This window comes from Pseudomonas anguilliseptica (assembly GCF_021375795.1).
Classification (GTDB): Bacteria; Pseudomonadota; Gammaproteobacteria; order Pseudomonadales; family Pseudomonadaceae; genus Aquipseudomonas; species Aquipseudomonas anguilliseptica_A.
On sequence record NZ_JAEIOI010000002.1, the window covers coordinates 639,493 to 661,540 of the forward strand.

Annotated in this window: 17 protein-coding genes and 3 tRNA genes; 8 read left to right on the forward strand and 12 right to left on the reverse strand. The window is 58.1% G+C overall.

The window, feature by feature from the left end; translation table 11 throughout:
• Positions 1 to 120: 120 nt before the first annotated feature.
• From hupB to IOD17_RS10800, 8 genes are all read right to left on the reverse strand, one after another.
• The gene (hupB, locus tag IOD17_RS10765; RefSeq protein WP_010490206.1) at positions 121 to 393 is read right to left on the reverse strand and encodes a nucleoid-associated protein HU-beta; all 273 of its coding nucleotides are present in this window, start codon (positions 391 to 393) and stop codon (positions 121 to 123) included.
• A gap of 137 nt (positions 394 to 530) precedes the next feature.
• Positions 531 to 2,924 (reverse strand): endopeptidase La, encoded by a 2,394-nt coding sequence (lon, locus tag IOD17_RS10770; protein ID WP_233685091.1) that lies wholly within the window; start codon positions 2,922 to 2,924, stop codon positions 531 to 533.
• 149 nt (positions 2,925 to 3,073) lie between these two features.
• Complete coding sequence (clpX, locus tag IOD17_RS10775) at positions 3,074 to 4,354, reverse strand: ATP-dependent Clp protease ATP-binding subunit ClpX (protein WP_233685092.1); 1,281 nt, start codon at positions 4,352 to 4,354, stop codon at positions 3,074 to 3,076.
• A gap of 111 nt (positions 4,355 to 4,465) precedes the next feature.
• The gene (gene clpP / locus IOD17_RS10780; protein WP_233685093.1) at positions 4,466 to 5,101 is read right to left on the reverse strand and encodes an ATP-dependent Clp endopeptidase proteolytic subunit ClpP; all 636 of its coding nucleotides are present in this window, start codon (positions 5,099 to 5,101) and stop codon (positions 4,466 to 4,468) included.
• A 90-nt stretch (positions 5,102 to 5,191) separates the two neighbouring features.
• The gene (gene tig, locus IOD17_RS10785; RefSeq protein WP_233685094.1) at positions 5,192 to 6,502 is read right to left on the reverse strand and encodes a trigger factor; all 1,311 of its coding nucleotides are present in this window, start codon (positions 6,500 to 6,502) and stop codon (positions 5,192 to 5,194) included.
• A 129-nt stretch (positions 6,503 to 6,631) separates the two neighbouring features.
• A tRNA-Leu gene (locus IOD17_RS10790) sits at positions 6,632 to 6,716 on the reverse strand.
• A gap of 53 nt (positions 6,717 to 6,769) precedes the next feature.
• A tRNA-His gene (locus tag IOD17_RS10795) sits at positions 6,770 to 6,845 on the reverse strand.
• 34 nt (positions 6,846 to 6,879) lie between these two features.
• Positions 6,880 to 6,956 (reverse strand) — tRNA-Arg (locus IOD17_RS10800).
• Positions 6,957 to 7,226: 270 nt separating this feature from the next.
• Between IOD17_RS10800 and folD the strand changes: the two genes are divergently transcribed.
• Together folD and IOD17_RS10810 are read left to right on the forward strand one after the other, a co-directional pair.
• Positions 7,227 to 8,081, forward strand: coding sequence for a bifunctional methylenetetrahydrofolate dehydrogenase/methenyltetrahydrofolate cyclohydrolase FolD (folD, locus tag IOD17_RS10805; RefSeq protein WP_233685095.1), 855 nt, complete (start codon positions 7,227 to 7,229; stop codon positions 8,079 to 8,081).
• 196 nt (positions 8,082 to 8,277) lie between these two features.
• A complete protein-coding gene (locus IOD17_RS10810) occupies positions 8,278 to 9,165 on the forward strand; it encodes a polysaccharide deacetylase family protein (protein WP_418904267.1) in 888 nt (295 codons plus the stop codon).
• Positions 9,166 to 9,223: 58 nt separating this feature from the next.
• Here IOD17_RS10810 and cysS read toward each other — a convergent pair whose 3' ends face one another.
• Entirely contained in the window at positions 9,224 to 10,606 is a 1,383-nt protein-coding gene (cysS, locus tag IOD17_RS10815; RefSeq protein ID WP_233685097.1) for a cysteine--tRNA ligase, read from the reverse strand.
• A 63-nt stretch (positions 10,607 to 10,669) separates the two neighbouring features.
• Complete coding sequence (locus tag IOD17_RS10820) at positions 10,670 to 12,334, reverse strand: glutamine--tRNA ligase/YqeY domain fusion protein (protein ID WP_233685098.1); 1,665 nt, start codon at positions 12,332 to 12,334, stop codon at positions 10,670 to 10,672.
• A gap of 307 nt (positions 12,335 to 12,641) precedes the next feature.
• Between IOD17_RS10820 and IOD17_RS10825 the strand changes: the two genes are divergently transcribed.
• The 3 genes from IOD17_RS10825 (at position 12,642) to IOD17_RS10835 (ending at position 15,292) form a co-directional block, all read left to right on the forward strand.
• Positions 12,642 to 13,136: a peptidylprolyl isomerase gene (locus tag IOD17_RS10825; RefSeq protein ID WP_233685099.1), complete on the forward strand. Its 495-nt coding sequence runs from the start codon at positions 12,642 to 12,644 to the stop codon at positions 13,134 to 13,136.
• Positions 13,133 to 13,861 (forward strand): UDP-2,3-diacylglucosamine diphosphatase, encoded by a 729-nt coding sequence (gene lpxH, locus IOD17_RS10830; RefSeq protein ID WP_233685100.1) that lies wholly within the window; start codon positions 13,133 to 13,135, stop codon positions 13,859 to 13,861. The genes IOD17_RS10825 and lpxH overlap by 4 nt, the downstream gene beginning before the upstream one ends.
• Positions 13,862 to 13,957: 96 nt before the next feature.
• Positions 13,958 to 15,292: an SPFH domain-containing protein gene (locus tag IOD17_RS10835; protein ID WP_233685101.1), complete on the forward strand. Its 1,335-nt coding sequence runs from the start codon at positions 13,958 to 13,960 to the stop codon at positions 15,290 to 15,292.
• A gap of 48 nt (positions 15,293 to 15,340) precedes the next feature.
• Here the strand turns inward: IOD17_RS10835 and IOD17_RS10840 are convergent, their stop codons facing one another.
• The gene (locus IOD17_RS10840; RefSeq protein ID WP_233685102.1) at positions 15,341 to 15,946 is read right to left on the reverse strand and encodes a tRNA-(ms[2]io[6]A)-hydroxylase; all 606 of its coding nucleotides are present in this window, start codon (positions 15,944 to 15,946) and stop codon (positions 15,341 to 15,343) included.
• A 243-nt stretch (positions 15,947 to 16,189) separates the two neighbouring features.
• Between IOD17_RS10840 and IOD17_RS10845 the strand changes: the two genes are divergently transcribed.
• Complete coding sequence (locus tag IOD17_RS10845; protein WP_233685103.1) at positions 16,190 to 17,053, forward strand: universal stress protein; 864 nt, start codon at positions 16,190 to 16,192, stop codon at positions 17,051 to 17,053.
• A gap of 57 nt (positions 17,054 to 17,110) precedes the next feature.
• On the opposite strand, the gene IOD17_RS10850 is transcribed toward IOD17_RS10845, so the two are convergent.
• Complete coding sequence (locus tag IOD17_RS10850; protein ID WP_233685104.1) at positions 17,111 to 17,587, reverse strand: DUF1289 domain-containing protein; 477 nt, start codon at positions 17,585 to 17,587, stop codon at positions 17,111 to 17,113.
• 406 nt (positions 17,588 to 17,993) lie between these two features.
• On the opposite strand from IOD17_RS10850, the gene acnB reads away from it, so the two are divergent.
• Both acnB and IOD17_RS10860 read left to right on the forward strand, forming a co-directional pair.
• Complete coding sequence (gene acnB, locus IOD17_RS10855; RefSeq protein ID WP_233685222.1) at positions 17,994 to 20,603, forward strand: bifunctional aconitate hydratase 2/2-methylisocitrate dehydratase; 2,610 nt, start codon at positions 17,994 to 17,996, stop codon at positions 20,601 to 20,603.
• A gap of 247 nt (positions 20,604 to 20,850) precedes the next feature.
• A complete protein-coding gene (locus IOD17_RS10860; protein WP_233685105.1) occupies positions 20,851 to 22,047 on the forward strand; it encodes a CmpA/NrtA family ABC transporter substrate-binding protein in 1,197 nt (398 codons plus the stop codon).
• The last annotated feature ends 1 nt before the right edge of the window (position 22,048 follow it).

Sequence of the window (22,048 nt, forward strand, 5' to 3'; positions counted from 1 at the left end):
GCGAAGCGGATCGAACTCAGCAGCTGATTCGTCGTGTTCAATCACAGCGTATCGGCTGAACATCCCGCTCGCTTCAGACCCGCCATTCAGCCGGATCTGTTAGGCAAAACCGAAAGAGGCTTAGTTAACAGCGTCTTTCAGGGCTTTGCCGGCTTTGAAGCCTGGAATCTTGGCAGCAGCGATGCTGATCGGGTTACCAGTTTGTGGGTTACGGCCAGTGCGAGCAGCACGCTCTTTAACAGCGAAAGTGCCGAAGCCAACCAGTACTACGGAGTCACCAGCCTTCAGAGCGCCAGTAACGGATTCAATGACTGCGTCCAGCGCACGGCCGGCAACAGCTTTTGGGATATCAGCAGATGCGGCGATGGCATCGATCAGTTCCGACTTGTTCACTCTTAAGTCCCCTTAATTTCTGTTGAGTTTATTTCTTGCTTTTAAATGTAAGCGAAGCTGGTGCTGGAGAGCCTGCTGACACGATAAGAGCCGCTTTATAACAAGGGCTCTAAAAATGTGTCAAGAAAGCCCTCCGGCTAATGCGTGCTAATTCGCTCCTTGGAATCAGTCTCGCGTTTTTCATCCTTTGCAACCATGGGAGCCGCATCAGGCAAGGGCTCCGGGGCGTATTGCAGCGCAATTTGCAGGACCTCGTCAATCCATTTAACCGGTTTAATCTGCAGGTCTTGCTTAATATTCTCCGGAATCTCTTTCAAGTCGCGCACATTCTCTTCCGGAATGATCACAGTCTTGATTCCACCACGGTGTGCGGCCAGGAGTTTTTCCTTCAAACCACCGATGGCCAATACCTGACCACGCAGGGTGATTTCCCCGGTCATGGCCACATCTGCACGCACCGGGATCTGCGTCAATGCTGAAACCAGCGCCGTACACATGCCAACGCCTGCACTGGGGCCGTCTTTGGGTGTTGCCCCTTCCGGCATGTGAATATGGATATCCTGCTTCTCGTAGAAGTCCACAGGCACGCCCAAGCTCTTGGCCCGACTGCGCACAACTGTCTGCGCGGCTGTGATCGACTCCAGCATCACATCGCCCAACGAGCCGGTTTTGATCAACTGACCTTTGCCCGGCACCACCACGGCTTCGATGGTCAGCAACTCACCACCAACCTGGGTCCAGGCCAGACCGGTTACCTGACCGATCTGATCCTGCTGCTCGGCCAGACCATAGCGGTGCTTGCGCACTCCCAAAAAGTGCTCAAGCGAATCAGCAGTGACCGTAACCTGGAAGCGCTTCTCGGCGGCGTGCTCCTTGACAGCCTTACGACATACCTTGGCAATCTGCCGCTCAAGACCCCGCACCCCAGCCTCGCGGGTGTAGTAACGAATGATGTCGCGGATGGCCGCTTCTTCGAAGGCCAACTCGGTCTTCTTCAAACCATTGGCCTGAACCTGCTTGGGCGCCAGGTACTTGATCGCGATGTTGATCTTCTCCGCCTCGGTGTAACCCGGCAATCGAATCACTTCCATCCGATCCAGCAGCGGACCGGGGATATTCATCGAGTTAGCGGTGCAGAGGAACATCACATCCGACAGGTCGTAATCGACCTCCAGGTAGTGATCGTTGAAGTTATGGTTCTGCTCCGGATCCAGCACCTCGAGCAGCGCGGATGCAGGATCACCACGCATGTCCTGCCCCATCTTGTCGATTTCATCGAGCAGGAACAGTGGGTTGCGCACACCGACCTTGGTCATCTTCTGTATCAAACGTCCCGGCATAGAGCCAATATAGGTGCGGCGATGACCGCGAATTTCCGCCTCATCACGCACACCGCCGAGCGCCATGCGCACAAATTTGCGATTGGTGGCGCTGGCGATCGACTCGGCCAGCGAGGTCTTACCCACACCAGGCGGCCCGACCAGACACAGCACCGGACCTTTGAGTTTTTTCACCCGTTTTTGCACGGCGAGGTATTCAAGGATGCGCTCCTTGACCTCTTCCAGACCGTAGTGATCCGCGTCCAGAATGTTCTCCGCACGAGCCAAATCAAGGCGCACTTTGCTCTGTGCTTTCCACGGCACATTGACCAGCCAATCGATATAGGAACGCACCACCGTGGCCTCAGCCGACATCGGCGACATCTGCTTGAGCTTGTTCAACTCAGCATTGGCCTTGGTGTGCGCCTCGGCGGTCAACCCGGCGTTCTCGATGCGCTTTTTCAGCTCATCGAGCTCGTTATGGCCTTCCTCGCTATCGCCAAGTTCTTTCTGAATGGCCTTCATCTGCTCATTCAGGTAGTACTCGCGCTGACTGCGCTCCATCTGTTTCTTGACCCGCCCACGGATGCGCTTCTCGACCTGCAACAGATCAATCTCGGCATCCAGCAGTGCCAGCACATGCTCAACCCGGGCAGCCAGGTCGGTAATTTCCAGAATTTCCTGTTTCTGCTCGATCTTCAGCACCATGTGCGCCGCCATGGTATCGACCAGACGCCCTGGCTCATCGATGCCATTGAGCGAAGCCAGCACCTCGGCCGGAACCTTCTTACCCAGCTGCACATACTGTTCGAACTGACTCAACAGACTGCGGGTAAACACTTCGGCCTCACGCTCGGCAGCATCCACCTCGTCAATCAGCTGCACTTCGGCGCGGCAATGGCCGTCAACTTCGATAAAGCGCTCGATCTCTCCGCGCTGCTCGCCCTCAACGAGCACCTTGACCGTGCCATCGGGCAGTTTCAGCAGCTGTAATACCGTGGCAACGGTTCCCACGCGGTAGAGACCATCCTCGCTCGGATCATCGTCAGCGGGGTTCTTCTGGGCCAGCAACAGAATCTGCTTCTCGCCCGTCATTGCAGCCTCAAGGGCCTCAATGGATTTTTCACGCCCGACGAACAGCGGGATGACCATATGCGGATAGACCACAACATCGCGCAACGGCAGGAGAGGCAATTCGATGGTTGTCTTCATGATTTCGGCTCTACGGCGGCCTTACGGCCGTAAACAGATGGGATGACCCTTAGCCCTAAGATGGGGGCAGCCCCAACAAAAAACAAGCGCTGCAACAGGAAAAGAAAAGGGGCCCGCAGGCCCCTTGCTTTCAACATGTTACAACGCGATCAAGCGTCTGGCGCAGCCTTGGCAGGCAGCTCGTTGTTCTCATAAATAAGCAACGGTTTGGATGCACCATCAATCACACTTTCATCAATGACCACCTTACTGACATCGGACTGCGACGGAATCTCGTACATGGTATCGAGCAGGATACCCTCGAGAATCGAACGCAAACCGCGAGCACCGGTTTTACGCTCCAGTGCCTTGCGGGCAACCGACTTCAGTGCATCCGGACGGAACTCCAGCTCAACACCTTCCATCTCGAACAGCTTGCCATACTGCTTGGTCAGGGCGTTCTTCGGCTCGGTCAGGATCTGCACCAGCGCCGCTTCGTCGAGCTCATCCAGTGTGGCGATAACCGGCAAGCGACCAACGAACTCAGGGATCAGACCAAACTTGACCAGATCATCCGGCTCGACGGCGCGAAGTGATTCGCCAACCTTCTTGCCCTCTTCCTTGCTGCGTACTTCGGCACTGAAACCGATACCACCCTTGGTCGAACGCCCCTGGATGACCTTTTCCAGACCAGAGAACGCACCACCGCAGATAAACAGAATATTGCGCGTATCGACCTGCAAGAATTCCTGCTGCGGATGCTTGCGACCACCCTGCGGCGGCACCGACGCAACGGTACCCTCGATCAGCTTGAGCAGTGCTTGCTGCACGCCCTCACCTGATACGTCACGAGTAATCGATGGGTTGTCGGACTTGCGCGAAATCTTGTCGATTTCATCAATGTAGACAATGCCCATCTGAGCCTTTTCCACATCGTAATCGCACTTCTGCAGAAGCTTCTGAATGATGTTCTCGACGTCCTCACCGACATAACCCGCTTCGGTCAGGGTGGTGGCGTCGGCGATGGTGAAGGGTACGTTGAGCAAGCGTGCCAGGGTTTCCGCCAGCAGGGTCTTACCCGAGCCAGTTGGGCCGATCAGCAGGATATTGCTCTTACCCAGTTCAACATCATCTTTCTTGTCGCGCTGATTGAGGCGCTTGTAGTGGTTGTACACCGCTACAGCCAAAACCTTCTTGGCACGCTCCTGGCCGATCACGTACTGATCGAGGATGGAGCTGATTTCCTTCGGAGCAGGCAATTTATGCGCGCTGCTCTCGGCCTGGGCTTCCTGCACCTCCTCACGGATGATGTCGTTGCACAGGTCGACGCACTCGTCGCAGATAAAGACCGAGGGGCCGGCAATCAATTTGCGTACTTCATGCTGGCTTTTGCCGCAGAAGGAGCAATAAAGCAGCTTGCCGTTGTCCTCGCCGTTGCGGGTGTCAGTCATTCGTTCAATCCAATCCGATAGGCTTGAAACACAAGATGAGGGCAAATGCGGGCATTTTCAAGCCCGCCGGAGGCCGGTGACACCGGCCCGCCCTATTTTGAGCCGCTTATTTTAAGCGGGGCGCTTTTCAATTACTTCGTCGATCAACCCGTATTCACGAGCAGCCTCTGCGCTCATGAAATTATCACGATTGGTATCACGCTCGATTTCTTCCAGAGTACGCCCACTGTGCTTGGCCATCAGCGTGTTGAGACGCTCGCGGATAAAGAGGATTTCCTTGGCGTGGATTTCGATATCCGACGCTTGCCCCTGGAAACCACCCAGAGGCTGGTGAATCATCACACGCGAGTTCGGCAGGCAGTAACGCTTGCCCTCAGCACCGGCGGTCAACAGAAATGCACCCATGCTGCATGCCTGGCCAATACAGGTAGTGGACACATTTGGCTTGATGAACTGCATGGTGTCGTAGATCGACATACCCGCCGTCACCGAACCACCCGGGGAGTTGATATACAGGTGGATGTCCTTATCCGGGTTTTCCGCTTCAAGGAACAGCAGTTGCGCACAGATCAGGTTGGCCATGTAGTCCTCTACAGGACCAACCAGAAAGATCACGCGCTCTTTGAGCAGGCGCGAATAGATGTCGTAGGCGCGCTCACCGCGAGCTGACTGCTCGACAACCATAGGCACCAGGCCGCCAGCGGCTTGGATATTAGGCATTTGCTGCATAAAAGGATTGCGGGACATGCTGCACTCGCTCCCTAAATAGTCATGTCACAAATACGCATAAGCCAGCGCGGAGGCTGGCTTATGGCGTGTTCGAACGAGGTAAAGAAATCAGGCGGCTTGTGGTGCTTCTACCGGCTTGACAGCTTCTTCGTACGAGACCGCTTTATCGGTCACGTTGGCCTTCTGCAAAACAGTATCTACAACTTGCTCTTCCAGTACAACCGAACGCACTTCGTTCATTTGCTGGTCGTTTTTGTAGTACCAGGCTACAACCTGCTCAGGCTCTTGGTAAGCCGAAGCCATTTCCTGAATCATTTCGCGCACGCGGGCGTCATCCGGCTTCAGCTCGCACTGCTTGACCACCTCAGCTACAACCAGACCCAGTACAACACGGCGCTTGGCTTGCTCTTCAAACAACTCAGCTGGCAGCTGCTCAGGCTTGAGGTTGCCGCCGAACTGCTGAACGGCCTGGACGCGCAGACGGTTCACTTCGTTGCTGATCAGTGCTTTCGGCACTTCGATCGGGTTGGCAGCCAGCAGACCGTCCATCACCTGGTTTTTAACCTTGGATTTGATGGCCTGGCGCAGCTCGCGCTCCATGTTTTTGCGCACTTCAGCGCGGAAGCCTTCTAGGCCGCCTTCTTTCACGCCGAACAGGGCGAAAAAGTCATCATTCAGCTCAGGCAACTGAGGCGCCGCGATGCTGTTGACGGTGACGGTGAACTCGGCAGTTTTACCAGCCAGGTCGAGGTTCTGATAATCAGCCGGGAAAGTTGGGTTGATTACACGCTCTTCACCAGCTTTAGCACCAACCAGGGCGTCTTCAAAACCAGGGATCATACGACCGGAGCCGAGAACCAGCTGAGTACCTTTGGCCGAACCACCAGCAAAGACTTCGCCATCGATTTTGCCAACGAAGTCGATGTTCAGCTGATCGCCATTCTCGGCAGCGCGCTCGGCAGCTTCGAAACGGGTGTTCTGCTTGCGCAGGATTTCCAGCATGTTGTCGACGTCGGTGTCAGCCACATCAGCCTGTAGGCGCTCGATGGCGATGGACTCGAAGCCACCAACGGTGAATTCCGGGAATACTTCAAAGGTCGCAACGTATTCCAGATCCTTGCCTTTCTCGAACGACTTCGGCTCAACGGCCGGAGCGCCAGCTGGATTGAGCTTCTGCTCAACAACGGCTTCGTAGAAGGTGGATTGGATCAGATCACCCAGAGCTTCCTGACGCGCAGCATCTTCATAACGCTGACGAATCACGCTCATTGGCACTTTGCCAGGACGGAAACCAGGAACCTTGGCACGACGGGCAGTCTGCTGCAGACGCTTGTTGACTTCAGTCTCGATGCGCTCAACAGAGACGCCTACGGTCATACGGCGCTCGAGCGCAGAAGTACTTTCAACAGAAACTTGCATGGATAATCCTCGTTGCACAGACATAAGCCGGCCGTTTACCGGCCCCGAATCAAGGGCATGCATTCTAGAGGGTCAATTTGCAGAAGTCACCCTAGATGCAGGCGGCAAACGGGAGGGAGTTCTAAAAGATGGTGCGGACGGAGAGACTCGAACTCTCACGCCTTGCGGCGCTGGAACCTAAATCCAGTGTGTCTACCAATTCCACCACGTCCGCAGGGTAAAGCCTTCATACAAAAACGCCAGGAACTAACCTGGCGTTTTGGAATATGGGGTGGACGATGGGGATCGAACCCACGACAACAGGAGTCACAATCCTGTGCTCTACCAACTGAGCTACGCCCACCATATTGCATTTTGCTTGAGCCAAGACCGCCAAATGGCGCACCCGGCAGGACTCGAACCTGCGACCATCCGCTTAGAAGGCGGATGCTCTATCCAGCTGAGCTACGGGCGCTTATCCATCCGCTAGTGCAGACTTAAAGCTTTCGGCTTTGGAAAAAGCGTTTAACTTAAACCTTAGCCGTCTTACCCAGCGACCTGCTGTGCTCGACAAGCGGGGCGAATGTTATAGAGGTGACTTCAGATCGTCAACAGGAAAAGTTAAAAAAATTCAGCCATTTAAAGGAGTTACGCGAAAACCCTGGCATCCGCCTTTGCCCGACAGCACGGTCATGCGAGAATGCGCGTCCTTTTTCCATCCTTTCTTTATGGTTAACCAAGCGCAATGACCGCACAACTGATCGATGGCAAAGCAATTGCCGCCAGCCTGCGCCAGCAGATCGCCCAACGTGTCGCCGAACGACGCCAGCAAGGCCTGCGCGCACCCGGACTGGCTGTGATTCTCGTCGGTAGCGACCCTGCGTCCCAAGTCTACGTTTCGCACAAACGCAAAGACTGCGAAGAAGTCGGTTTCCTCTCGCAAGCTTATGACCTGCCCGCCACGACCAGTCAGGCCGAGCTGATGGCGTTGATTGATCGTCTGAATGACGACACCAGCATCGACGGTATTCTGGTACAGCTACCGCTGCCAGAACATCTTGATGCTTCCTTATTACTGGAGCGCATCCGCCCGGATAAAGATGTCGACGGCTTCCACCCCTACAACATCGGCCGCCTGGCCCAGCGCATGCCATTGCTGCGCCCCTGCACCCCGAAAGGCATCATGACTCTGCTGCAAAGCACCGGTGCAGACCTTTATGGCATGCACGCGGTAGTGGTTGGCGCCTCGAATATTGTCGGCCGCCCGATGGCTATGGAGCTGCTGCTGGCTGGCTGCACCGTCACCGTGACGCACCGCTTCACCAAAGACCTGCCCATGCATGTTGGCCAAGCCGACATCGTTGTGGTGGCTGCGGGTAAGCCTGGCCTGGTGCATGGCGAGTGGATCAAACCCGGCGCTATCGTCATCGACGTTGGCATCAACCGCCAGGCCGATGGCAAGCTGATCGGCGATGTGGTGTATGAAACCGCCCTGCCCCGTGCTGGCTGGATTACCCCGGTACCGGGCGGCGTCGGCCCGATGACCCGTGCCTGCCTGCTGGAAAACACCCTGCACGCCGCCGAGCACCTGCACACCTGATTCAGCAGAGCACGCCAGAACGACGGCACTTCTTATGCAGGTGCCGTTTTTTAACTTCCGCTGGATACATCAATAACTCCCAGCCTTTGGACTTATGCACTCTGCGCGGTGTCGAAGCCCTACCGCCTGACCATATGTGCGCGACTCGGCGCAATCCGCAATTTCTGCCACGAGCCATGATCCGATGCGCAAGCCAATGCACTACGCAGCTGCTGCCGCCCAAGCATCACGCTGTAGCTGCCTATTATTCTCGATAGTGCTAGTGAGCGGATGCAGCAGCGCCACCGCACCACCACTCCGAACAGACATCGAACCCATACGCTTTCTGCTGAGCTTCGATGACGGCCCCAGCGCCAGCAGCACCCACAACCCAACCGCCCAGATACTCGACACCCTGGCCGACAACCCGATCCAACCGGGTATTAAGGCACTGTTCTTTGTCCAGACACGCGCCCCCACGGCCGGCGGCAGTACCCAGGGCCAGGCCTTGCTGCGCCGCCAGCAACGCGAAGGACATCTACTGGGGCTACACACCGCAACACCCGGCCATGCCAACCACCGCTTCCTCAGCTCAGAGGCGCTGGAACAATCATTGACCAATGGAGTAGCTGATCTTCAGGCCGTCAGTAACACCTCACCACGCCTGGTGCGACCACCCTTCTGGAACTATGACGAGCGCACCTTTGCCGCCTATCAGACACACGACCTGCATATCCTGCTAACCGATTTGAGCGCCAATGATGGCAAGATCTGGGGCATCAACGGCAGCCTGCGTCGGCGCAGTAATTTGCGTGATCAGCTGGCGCAAGCCGCGCGACAGATCAACGTAGGCGCCCTACCGGCAGTCGACGGGGTCATCCCGGTAGTGGTGACCTTCCACGACCCCAACCCCTACACCGCACGACATATGCAGGAGTACCTGCAAATACTGATGGATGTGGCCGAAGAGGTCGGCCTGGCCACCGATAAACAACCGTTCTACGGCCAGCGCGACACCCTGCAACGTGCTGCATTAAAGCGCGCACTCGGCGATCCAAAGCAGTACGCCCGCCTGCCGGGCCTGTGGAACTGGCTGTGGAACTAGCCAGCCGTATGCAATAAAAAAGGCCGCTCGAAAGCGGCCTTTTTGTGCAACAACGAAACTAGTCAGCCAGGCGCCAGGTGGTCGCACCCTTGCCGTCTTCCAGCACCACACCCATGGCAGTGAGCTGATCGCGAATACGGTCGGACTCGCCCCAGTTCTTCTCAGCGCGGGCCTGCAGACGCGCGGCGATCAAGGCTTCGACCTCGGCCGCATCGACCTTACCGGCAGCACCAGCCTGGAGGAAAGCTTCTGGCTCCAGCTGCAATACACCGAGCACACCAGCCAATTCCTTCAAGCGTGCAGCCAGAGCTGCAGCAGCCTGTACATCGCTTTCGCGCAGACGGTTGATCTCACGCGCCAGCTCAAACAACACGGCGCAGGCCTCCGGCGAGTTGAAGTCGTCATCCATCGCCGCCGCAAAGCGCTCGACAAAGGCTTCGCCACCAGCGGGTACAGCATCAGGCAAGCCCTTGAGCGCATTGTAGAAACGCTCCAGCGCACCCTTAGCTTCGCGCAGGCTGTCTTCGGAGTAGTTGATCGGGCTGCGGTAATGGCTGGACACCAACAGGTAGCGCACCACTTCCGGGTGGTACTTCTCCAGTACTTCGCGGATGGTGAAGAAGTTGCCTAGGGATTTGGACATTTTCTCGCCATCCACACGCACCGCACCAGCGTGCATCCAGGCATTGGCGTAGAGCTTGCCGGTGGCCGCCTCGCTCTGCGCGATCTCGTTTTCGTGGTGCGGGAATACCAGATCCGGGCCGCCACCATGGATATCGAAGGTTTCACCCAGGCAGCAAGTGGACATCACCGAACACTCGATATGCCAGCCCGGTCGACCAGCGCCCCACGGCGACTCCCAGCTTGGCTCGCCCGGTTTAACGCCCTTCCACAGCACGAAATCCAGCGGATCCTGCTTGGCTTCATCAACTTCGATGCGCGCACCGATCTTCAGGTCTTCGATCTTCTTGCGCGACAGCTTGCCGTAACCGACGAACTTGCCGACCCGGTAATACACGTCACCATTGCCGGGCGCATAGGCAAAGCCCCTGTCGATCAGGGTCTGAATCATCTGATGCATGCCGGCAATATGATCAGTGGCACGCGGTTCCTGATCCGGACGCAGCACATTCAGACGTGCCTCGTCTTCGTGCATCGCCGCGATCATGCGCTCGACCAGCGCTTCAAACGGCTCGCCATTCTCGTTGGCACGCTTGATGATTTTGTCGTCGATGTCGGTGATATTGCGTACGTAGGTCACGTCATAGCCACGATGGCGCAGCCAGCGCGTCACCACATCGAACGCCACCATCACCCGCGCATGACCGATATGACAGAAGTCGTAAACCGTCATGCCGCACACGTACATGCGCACCTGGTTACCCACCAGCGGTTTGAAGACGTCTTTGCTTTTGGTCAGCGTGTTGTAGATCGAGAGCATCGGGGTTCCTTGGAAAACCACGGGCCGGCGTACCGGCCCGGTTCTAATCAGAGCATTTGAGCCTTAGGCCCAGGAATCGCGCAACGTTACGGTACGGTTGAAGACGGGTGCACCCGGCTTGCTGTCCTTGATGTCGGCGCAGAAATAGCCTTCGCGCTCGAACTGGAAGCGCTCTTCCGGCGCAGCCTCGGCCAGGGATGGCTCGGCGCGACAACCTTTGAGCACCACCAGCGAATCCGGGTTGATGTTGTCGAGGAAGCTGCCGCCCTCTTCGTCTTTCTCCGGGTTGGCGGAGCGGAACAGACGGTCATACAGGCGTACTTCACACTCAACGCTTTCAGCCGCCGGCACCCAGTGGATCACGCCTTTGACCTTACGGCCTTCGGGGTTCTTGCCCAGGGTGTTTTCGTCGTAGCTGCAGCGCAGTTCAACGATAGTGCCGTCGGCATCCTTGATCGCCTCATCGGCGCGAATCACGTAGCTGCCACGCAGTCGCACTTCGCCGCCTGGAATCAGGCGTTTGAAGCCGGCCGGCGGGACTTCTTCGAAGTCGCTGGCATCGATATAGATTTCACGGCTGAACGGCAGCACGCGCACGCCCATCTCCTGCTTGGGATGGCGCGGCAGCTCGAGATTCTCGGTCTGGCCTTCCGGGTAGTTGGTGATCACCACTTTCAGCGGCTTGAGCACGCACATGGCACGCGCGGCATTGGCGTCGAGGTCATCACGAATGGCGAATTCCAGCATGCCGATGTCCACCACGCCGCCAGCACGGTTGACGCCAATCATGTCGCAGAAGGCGCGGATCGACGCCGGGGTGTAGCCGCGACGGCGGAAACCCGACAGGGTCGACATACGCGGATCGTCCCAGCCATTGACGTGCTTCTCATCGACCAGCTGCTTGAGCTTGCGCTTGCTGGTGATGGTGTAGTTCAGGTTCAGACGAGCGAACTCATACTGACGCGGCTGCGCCGGCACCGGCAGCTGCGCGAGGAACCATTCATACAGCGGACGATGGTCTTCGAACTCCAGGGTGCAGATCGAATGAGTGATGCCTTCGATGGCATCCGACTGACCGTGGGTGAAGTCATAGCTGGGGTAGATGCACCACTTGTCACCGGTCTGGTGGTGGTGAGCATGACGAATGCGGTACAGAATCGGGTCGCGCAGATTGATGTTCGGCGAGGCCATGTCGATCTTTGCGCGCAGCGAACGGGCGCCATCAGCGAATTCGCCGGCTTTCATACGGGCGAACAGATCAAGGTTTTCCTCAACGCTGCGCTCACGGAACGGGCTGTTCTTGCCCGGCTCAGTAAGATTGCCACGGTAGGCACGCATTTCTTCGGCGTTGAGGTCGCAGACGAAGGCCTTGCCTGCCTTGATCAGCTCGATGGCCCAGGCATGCAGCTGGTCGAAATAGTTGGAGGCATAACGCTCCTCGCCCGCCCACTGAAAGCCCAGCCACTGCACGTCGCTCTTGATCGCGTCGATGTATTCCTGGTCTTCCTTGGCCGGGTTGGTGTCATCAAAGCGCAAGTTGCACTCGCCACCAAACTCCTTGGCCAGGCCGAAGTTCAGGCAAATCGACTTGGCGTGGCCAATGTGCAGGTAGCCATTGGGCTCAGGCGGAAAACGGGTAATGATCTTCGCGTGCTTGCCGGCATCCAGATCGGCCTGGACGATGGGACGAAGAAAGTTAGCGGCGGCGACGGTTTCTGGCTTGCTCATGGGGTCCTTGGCGAGTGCGGGGCACGATTCAGAGCCTGTTCACAACCTTGCGAGCTAGAGCTAAAACGGTGGCGAAAATAGCCGAGGAAGCGGAGTTTACGACTGTAAATGAGCATTCCGAGGTGGTTTTCAACGCCGTTTTGCCAACGCGCAGCAGGTTGTGGACAGGCTCTCAGGGTAGGCCGACTTATACAAAGCGCTTATCATAGCCGAAGCTGTCAACCCCCTGACAGGCCCAAGAACCGCTGCAATGCCCTTTGCTGGAAATTCAGCGGCTCACGGTTTTATCGACAGAGCGATTACCTTCATGATCAAGCTGCACACCAATCACGGCGTTATCACCCTCAACCTGTTCGAAGACAAAGCCCCGGAAACCGTGGCCAACTTCAAGCAGTACGTTAAAGAAGGTCACTACGACAACACCGTTTTCCACCGCGTGATCAGCAACTTCATGATCCAGGGCGGCGGTTTCGAGCCGGGCATGAAGCAGAAAACCACCCGCGCCCCGATCAAAAACGAAGCCAACAATGGCGTCGCCAACAAGATCGGCACCGTGGCCATGGCCCGCACCATGGAGCCGCATTCGGCCTCCGCGCAGTTCTTTATCAACGTTTCCGACAACAGCTTCCTCAACCACAGCGCGCCGACCGTGCAGGGCTGGGGCTATGCGGTGTTCGGTGAAGTGGTTGAAGGCATGGACGTGGTCAACGCCATCAAAGGCGTCGCCACCACCAGCAAATCCGGCCATCAGGATGTACCGGTTGATGACGTGATCATCGAGCGCGCCGAGATCGTTGAGTGATACTACTGATCTCCGATCTGCATCTTGAACAGGAGCGCCCGGATATCAGCCGGGCGTTTCTGCATTTTCTGGAAACCCGCGCGATTCAGGCCCAGGCGCTGTACATCCTCGGCGACTTCTTTGAAGTCTGGATCGGCGACGATGCCATCAGCCCCTTTCAACGTTCGATTGCCCAGGCTTTGCGCAGACTCAGCGAGCGCGGCACGCGCATCTACCTGATGCACGGCAATCGCGATTTTCTGCTCGGCAAGGCCTTCTGCCGCGAAGCGGGCTGCACCTTGCTGCCCGACCCCAGCGTGATCGAACTCAATGGTCAGCGCGTGCTGTTGATGCACGGCGACAGCCTGTGCACCCAGGACATTGGCTATATGAAGCTGCGGCGCTGGCTGCGCAACCCGATTTCACTGTTTATTTTGCGCAATCTGCCGCTGCGCACCCGACAAAAACTGGCGCGCAAACTGCGCAATGAAAGCCGCACGCAAACGCGGATGAAAGCCAGCGCGATTGTCGACGTTACCCCCGATGAAGTGCCGCGGATCATGGCCGCTTACGGCGTGCAAACGCTGATCCATGGCCACACCCATCGCCCGGCCACCCATGAACTGCAGGTTAATGGTCAGGCGGCGCAACGCATCGTACTCGGCGACTGGGATAAGCAGGGTTGGGCACTGCAGGCAGACCATCAAGGCTTGCAGCAAAGCGCCTTCGATCTTCAACCTGCGTGAAACTTTGACAGCGCGCACAAAGCACTGAGCAGCCCTTGACGGACGATTCGCCGATCATCAGCATCGGCGACCTCAAAACGCCATCAGGGACCGATCATGCTGATCAGCAAGGAACACATCCTCAAATACGCCATTGCCCCCGCCGCGCTGGTCGCCGTGGGCTTCGTCACCTTCAACAGCGTGTTCTTCTACAACGAAGCCGGTTTCGCCACCCATGTGCGCACCATCTTCGGTGAAGAAAAAGTCGTCGACGATGTGGGCTACGCGACCAAATGGTTCGGCCGCGCCACCGCCTGGAAAAAGGCCCTCAGCGTGCAATCGGTCCTGACCGAAGCCCTGGCCATCAACGACAACAGCGACAACGACTCACTCGGCGCCACCATCGAAGCCTTCCCCATTGTGTTTCTCGGCAACGTCGACGCCAAGGTCGAGTCCTCGGCACGTTTTCGCCTGCCCACCGGCGATCAGTTCCTGACCATTGCCCAGGAATACCGCAACCCGGAAAACTTCATCACCACCGCTCTCGTACCGGCCATCAAGGAAACCCTGCAGGCCACGGCCTCACTGATGAGCGCCGACGATTTCTATGCCGGCGCACGCAGCGAATTCGCCGCCGAGTTCGAAAACCAGCTCAATGACGGCCTGTACCTGATCAAACGCAAGGAAGTACGTGGCCCGCGCGGCCACCAGCCCACTCAAACCGCAATCCTGCAGGCCGGCACTGAACAAGGCGCGTTCGGCGACAACAACGTCAGCCAGTTCATCACCGAAAAGGTCATGGACAGCAAAGGCATCCCCGTACGCAAGCAGCAACAGTTCCGCAAATATGGCGTGGAAGTGGTGGAAGCCCGCATCACCAACGTCGACCCCAACCCGCAATACAAACAACGCATGGTTAAAGTCCAGCAGGCCCTGGCTGAACTGGCCGTGGCGCGACAGAACCGCCTGAAGGAAGAGGAAGAGAAGCTGCTGGTCACCGCCCGCGGTGAAAAAGAAGTGGAAGCGCGCCGCCAGGAAACCCTGCGCGACCAGATTGAGCGCACCACCCAGGCGGAAACCGAGAAGCAACTGGCGCGTATCAACGCCGAACGGGAAAAAGGTCGCGCTGAAATCGAGAAACAAACCGCCGAACTGCTGCGCGACAAGGCCGCCATCACCGCCGATGCCACGAAAATCACCGCTGATGCCGAGGCCTATGCCCGTGAAGCGGTGATCAAGGCGGACGGCGCGCTGCAGCCAAAGCTCGATGCGTTGATCGAAATTAACAAGGTATGGGCACAGGCGGCCTCGCAGGCTCCGGTGCCCAGCGTGATGATGGGTGCAGGCAAGGATGGCACCAGCAGCCGCCAGGACGAAATTGGCCAACTGATGGGCGTGTTGGCGACCAAGGCCGCGCGCGATCTGGCGCTGGACTTGAGCGTCAAGCAGTAACCCCGTAAAGCCATAAACAACAAAGCGCCCACTGGGCGCTTTGTTGTTTTAGAGCATTGGCACACCGCTATGAAAACGGAACTCGGTATCCGGCGACTCGATCAGCTCGCGCTCCGCCGCCCTCACCCGCTCGATGGCCTGATCAACATCACGGGCATCGCCGTACTGATAAGCCAGCTTCAGATAATTCTGGAAATGTCGTGCTTCGCTTTTCAGCAAGCCGAAGTAGAACTTGCCCAGTTCTTCATCCAGATGCGGCACCAAGGCCTCAAAACGCTCGCAGCTACGCGCCTCGATAAATGCACCGACCACCAGGGTATCCACCAGCTTGTGCGGCTCGTGGGTACGCACCACCTTGCGTAAGCCCGAGGCGTAGCGCGCCGCTGACACCGGGCGCAGGCCGATCTTGCGGCGTTTCATGATGCGCAGCACCTGTTCATGGTGCACCAGCTCCTCGCGGGCCAGGCGCGACATGGCGTTGAGCAAGTCGACATAGGTGCTGTACTTGGCCATCAGGCTCAGCGCCGTGCTGGCGGCTTTGAACTCGCAGTTCTTGTGGTCAATCAGCAGCGTCTGCTGGTCAGCCAGGGCGGCGGTGATCCAGGCATCCGGCGTGCGGCAGCCAAGAAATTCGTGAATCTCCGGCAGATTCATGACGGCAGCCCCATTACCGGGCAAAGCCGGGCCTGAAGGGCAAAACAGCACAGCAATTCGTTGAGGTCGGCTAACAGATACATAAATTCACAAAAATGGGCGGGCTTGAGTGACGCGGCTAACAGGCGGCCATTATACGAATGAGCGCGCCAACAGCCACTCGATTGACACTGATCAAGCACAGAGCAACTGGCTGCGATCTATAGTGATAAACAGTTCAACTGATTGCACATGGAGATGATCATGCAAGCTATACGCAGCATTCTGGTGGTAATGGAGCCCAATCACGCTGAAGACCTGGCGCTGAAACGCGCCAAGCTGATTGCCGGGGTAACTCAGTCACATCTGCACTTGCTGGTGTGCGACAAGAAGAGTGACCACAGCAGTTATCTGCGCGACCTCACCGGCCTGCTCAATAGCGAAGGGTTCAGCACCTCCGGTCAACAGGCCTGGCACGACAACCCGCACCAGACCATCATCAACGTGCAGCAGGCCGAGGGCTGTGGCCTGGTGATCAAGCAGCACTTCCCCGATAACCCGTTGAAAAAAGCCCTTCTGACGCCGGATGACTGGAAACTGCTGCGCTACTGCCCGGCCCCGGTGTTGATGGTGAAAACTGACAAATCCTGGGCTGGCAGCGTGATTCTGGCGGCAGTCGATGTTGGCAATGCCGATGGCGAACACCGTACCTTGCACACCAGCATCGTCAGCCATGGTTTCGACATCGCCGCACTGGCCAAAGCCGAACTGCATGTGATCAGCGCACACCCGGCGCCCATGCTTTCGGCTGCCGACCCGACCTTCCAGCTGCGCGAGACCATCGAAGCGCGCTACCGCGAACAGTGCAAAGCCTTCCAGGCCGAGTACGAGATCAGCGATGAGCGTCTACATGTCGCCGAAGGCCCTGCTGATGTACTGATCCCACACACTGCCCGCGAACTCAACGCGGGCGTGACCGTGATTGGTACCGTGGCACGCACCGGGCTTTCCGGCGCACTGATCGGCAACACGGCCGAGGTGATTCTCGACTCACTAGAAAGCGACATTCTGGTGCTCAAGCCAGACGACATCATTGCCCATCTGGAGGATCTGGTCGCCCAACGCTAAGGCTGCCCAACCACGAAAAAGCCGCCAATAGGCGGCTTTTTCGTCCTAATCAGCGGTTCATATCCGCGCCTGCAGGCCCTCACGGAGAAAGTGCGGGGCGATGTAGCGCTCGTAATGCGCTTCGGAAAGCAGAAAAAATTCACGATCAATGGCATCGCGCAACTCCGGCAATGCCCAGTCGCGAAACTCCGGCAACAGCACCATGCCGTAGGCTTCCAACTGGCTGATCACCCGTGCGCCGCGAGCAATCAGCTGATAGGCCCAGCAATACGGCGACTGCTGCGCTACAAAGCGAATCTGCCGCTGCTCCAGCTGCGCGCGCAAACGTTGCGCATCGAAAACCTCGACCTTGGCGGCCATGACCTGCACCAGCAACACTTCCAAACGCATCCAGACCGCATGCTTTTCGTCGTCGTTGTAGCCGTTCCAGTGCGTGACCTCATGGTGAAAGCGCTTGCAGCCACGGCAGACCAAATCACCGTAAACAGTGGAGCACAGGCCGACACAAGGGGTTTTGATACGCTGATTGGACATAACGAAAGACATGAGGGCAGCAGAACAGGCTGGCATCTTAGCCCTTTGTCTAAGGCAGATCACCCCCAGATAAGCGGGGCCTTTGGCTTAACTTTATGAAAGCTTTCCAGTAGAATCGGCCGGCCTTTTAGAGGCAGCAACGTCCGTTGGAAGCTGTTTTCAAAGCGTCACGAGCACAGTCAATCCTGCAGGTTCGATGTTGGTGCCGACCCTTGAGCCACCCTTCAAGTGTCTGCACCAGCCCTCATCAAGCCCGTCCTGCCGGCGTAAAACTTTGAAAACAGCTTCTGCAAGAAAACAGCGAAACCTCGGCTGAGCGGCCCATAAAGCCACGAAGCGCCTGGTTCGGTGTTTTCTGGATCGCGTCCCGGACAACCCTTTGGGACCACTGATGAGGGTAATAACTGTGCTTGAAGCCTATCGCAAACATGTAGCAGAGCGTGCCGCTCAGGGTATCGTGCCCCAGCCGCTGAACGCCGAACAAACCGCAGGCCTGATCGAGCTGCTGAAAAACCCGCCGACTGGCGAAGAAGCCTTTCTGCTCGACCTGATCACCAACCGCGTGCCGCCAGGCGTCGACGAAGCCGCCTACGTCAAGGCCGGTTTCCTCTCTGCCATTGCCAAAGGCGAAGCCACTTCCCCACTGATCAGCAAGCAACACGCTGTTGAGCTGCTGGGCACCATGCAAGGCGGTTACAACATCGCCACATTGGTCAGCCTGCTGGATGACAGCGAACTGGCTGCCGTGACTGCCGAGCAACTGAAGCACACCCTGCTGATGTTCGACGCCTTCCACGATGTTGCTGAAAAAGCCAAGAACGGCAACGTTCACGCCAAAGGCGTTCTGCAATCCTGGGCTGACGGAGAGTGGTTCAAGAACCGTCCGACCCTGGCCGACAAGATCAGCCTGCGCGTGTTCAAGGTCACTGGCGAAACCAACACCGACGACCTGTCCCCTGCCCCGGACGCCTGGTCGCGCCCTGACATCCCGCTGCACGCCCTGGCCATGCTGAAAATGGCCCGCGACGGCATCGTGCCGGACGTACAAGGCTCCATCGGCCCGATGAAGCAGATCGAAGAAATGCGCGGCCAAGGCTTCCCGATCGCCTACGTAGGTGACGTGGTCGGTACCGGTTCCTCGCGTAAATCGGCCACCAACTCGGTGCTGTGGTTCTTCGGCGACGACATTCCCTACGTGCCGAACAAGCGCGCAGGTGGTTTCTGCTTCGGCAGCAAGATCGCTCCGATCTTCTACAACACCATGGAAGACGCCGGCGCTCTGCCAATCGAGTTCGACGTATCCAAGCTGAACATGGGCGACGTCATTGACCTCTACCCGCACGCGGGCAAAGTTACCAAGCACGGCACCGATGAAGTCCTGGCCACCTTCGAAATGAAGACCCCGGTACTGCTCGATGAAGTTCGCGCTGGCGGCCGTATCCCGCTGATCATCGGTCGCGGTCTGACCGAGAAGGCCCGTGCCGAGCTGGGCCTGGGCCCAACCGATCTGTTCAAACTGCCAGAGGCCCCCGCTGCCAGCACCAAGGGTTTCACCCTGGCGCAGAAGATGGTTGGCAAGGCGTGCGGCCTGCCGGAAGGCAAAGGCGTGCGTCCAGGCACCTATTGCGAACCGAAGATGACCACCGTCGGTTCCCAGGACACCACTGGCCCGATGACCCGCGACGAGCTGAAAGACCTGGCATGCCTGGGCTTCTCCGCTGACCTGGTCATGCAGTCCTTCTGCCACACCGCGGCTTATCCGAAGCCGATCGACGTTACCACCCACCACACCCTGCCGGATTTCATCCGCACCCGTGGCGGTGTATCCCTGCGTCCTGGCGACGGCATCATCCACAGCTGGCTGAACCGCATGCTGCTGCCTGACACCGTCGGCACCGGTGGCGACTCGCACACCCGCTTCCCGATCGGCATCAGCTTCCCGGCCGGTTCTGGCCTGGTGGCCTTCGCCGCAGCCACTGGCGTTATGCCGCTGGACATGCCGGAGTCGGTACTGGTGCGCTTCAAGGGCAAACTGCAACCGGGCATCACCCTGCGTGACCTGGTGCATGCCATCCCTTACGTGGCCATCCAGAAAGGCCTGCTGACCGTCGAGAAGAAAGGCAAGAAGAACATCTTCTCCGGCCGCATCCTCGAGATCGAAGGCCTGGACGAGCTGACCGTTGAGCAAGCGTTCGAGCTGTCCGACGCCTCTGCCGAGCGTTCCGCTGCCGGTTGCACCATCAAGCTGCCAGAAAAGGCGATTGCCGAGTACCTGCGCTCCAACATCACCCTGCTGCGCTGGATGATCAGCGAAGGCTACGGCGATGCCCGCACCATGGAACGTCGCGCTCAAGCGATGGAAGCCTGGTTGGCCAATCCGAAGCTGATGGAAGCCGACAAGGACGCCGAGTACGCCGAAGTCATCGAAATCGACCTGGCCGACATCAACGAGCCGGTGCTCTGCGCACCGAACGACCCGGACGACGCGCGTCTGCTGTCGACCGTTCAGGGCGAGAAGATCGACGAAGTGTTTATCGGTTCGTGCATGACCAACATTGGTCACTTCCGCGCTGCCGGCAAGCTGCTGGATCAGGTCAAAGGTCAGCTGCCAACACGTCTGTGGCTGTCGCCGCCGACCAAAATGGACGCTCATCAACTGACCGAAGAAGGCTACTACGGCATCTACGGCAAGGCTGGCGCACGCATGGAAATGCCGGGCTGCTCGCTGTGCATGGGTAACCAGGCACGCGTTGAGCCGAACTCGACTGTCGTTTCGACCTCGACTCGTAACTTCCCGAACCGCCTGGGTGATGGCGCCAACGTGTACCTGGCTTCTGCCGAACTGGCAGCAGTCGCCTCGATTCTCGGCAAGCTGCCGACTGTCGAGGAGTACATGGCCTACGCGAAGAACATCGACAGCATGGCCGCCGACGTTTACCGCTACCTGAGCTTCGATCAGATTGCTGAGTTCCGCGAAGCAGCAGCAAACGCCCAGATCCCTGCTGTTCAGGTCTAAGCGTTAGCTGAAATGAAAAAACCCGCCTTGTGCGGGTTTTTTTCTTTCTACCGCCCTACCCGCGAAAACCAATAGCCCGCACAACGAACATAGGCATATAACCGCTGCCTGGCACATGCATTGCTTTACACAACCCGAGCTTTCCAACGGCGGACGGGCTCGATCAAGACACTGGTGTCGTAGCTCTCGCGCAGATGGTCGCAGCGAGTGGCACGGCACCTTTTTGTGTGGGCACAGGAAAAGCACCATGAATGAGCACGAGATCAGCCGCAGTGACGCACCGGAGAAGCCGGTACTGAATATCGGTTTTATGGCCCTGAGTGATTCAGCGTCAGTGATTGTCGCCGCCACCCAAGGCTTTGCCGAGAAACATGGCCTGACCCTCAACCTGCAGCGGCAGAGCTCCTGGGCTGGGCTGCGCGACAAGCTGCTGAGCGGTGAGTTGGATGCGGCGCACAGCCTCTACGGCCTGATCTATGGTGTGCAACTGGGCCTGGGCGGTGCCCCCGCTACCGACATGGCCGTACTTATGGGGCTGAACCAGAACGGTCAGAGCATCAACCTGTCGCAGCCGCTGCAAGCCAGCGACGTGACCAGCGGCGAGGCACTCAGCCAGTATGTGCACCAACATGCAGCACGCCTGACCTTTGCCCAAACGTTCCCCACCGGTACCCATGCCATGTGGCTGTACTACTGGCTCGCCAGCCAGGGCATTCACCCATTGCGCGACGTCGACAGCGTGGTGGTGCCACCGCCGCAGATGATCGAACACCTCAAGGCCCAGCGTATCGACGGTTTCTGCGTCGGTGAACCCTGGACCGCCAAGGCCGTGGAAGAAAATCTCGGCTGCACCCTGACCACTATCCAGGCGATCTGGCCCGACCATCCGGAAAAAGTGCTGGGCTGCACCCGTGCCTTTGTCCGCCAGCACCCCAACAGCGCCCGTGCTCTGGTGATGGCGGTGCTTGAAGCCAGCCGTTTTATTGATGAAAGCGAGGAAAACCGCCGCAGCACCGCCCAGCTGCTCAGCGGCCAGGACTATGTCGACGCCCCGCTGTCGGCCATTCAACCGCGCTTTCTTGGCCAGTATCAGGACGGTCTCGGCCATGCCTGGCTGGACGCTCACCCCTTACGCTTCCATGGCCAGGGCGCGGTGAACATGCCTTACCTGTCAGATGCCATGTGGTTTATGACCCAGTTCCGCCGCTGGGGCCTGCTACGTGAAGACCCGGACTATTTGGCCATCGCCCGCCAGGTGCAGCAGCTTGAACTCTATCAGCAGGCCGCCAACGCCCTCGGCATTGCCGTACCAGCACCCATGCGCAGCAGCCAGTTGCTCGACGGCCCGACCTGGGACGGCAGCGACCCGGCCGGCTATGCCCGCAGCTTTGCCCTGCATGCCCGGTTTGACGCACCGGCTGGCGCACTGCAGGAGAGCTGCTGAG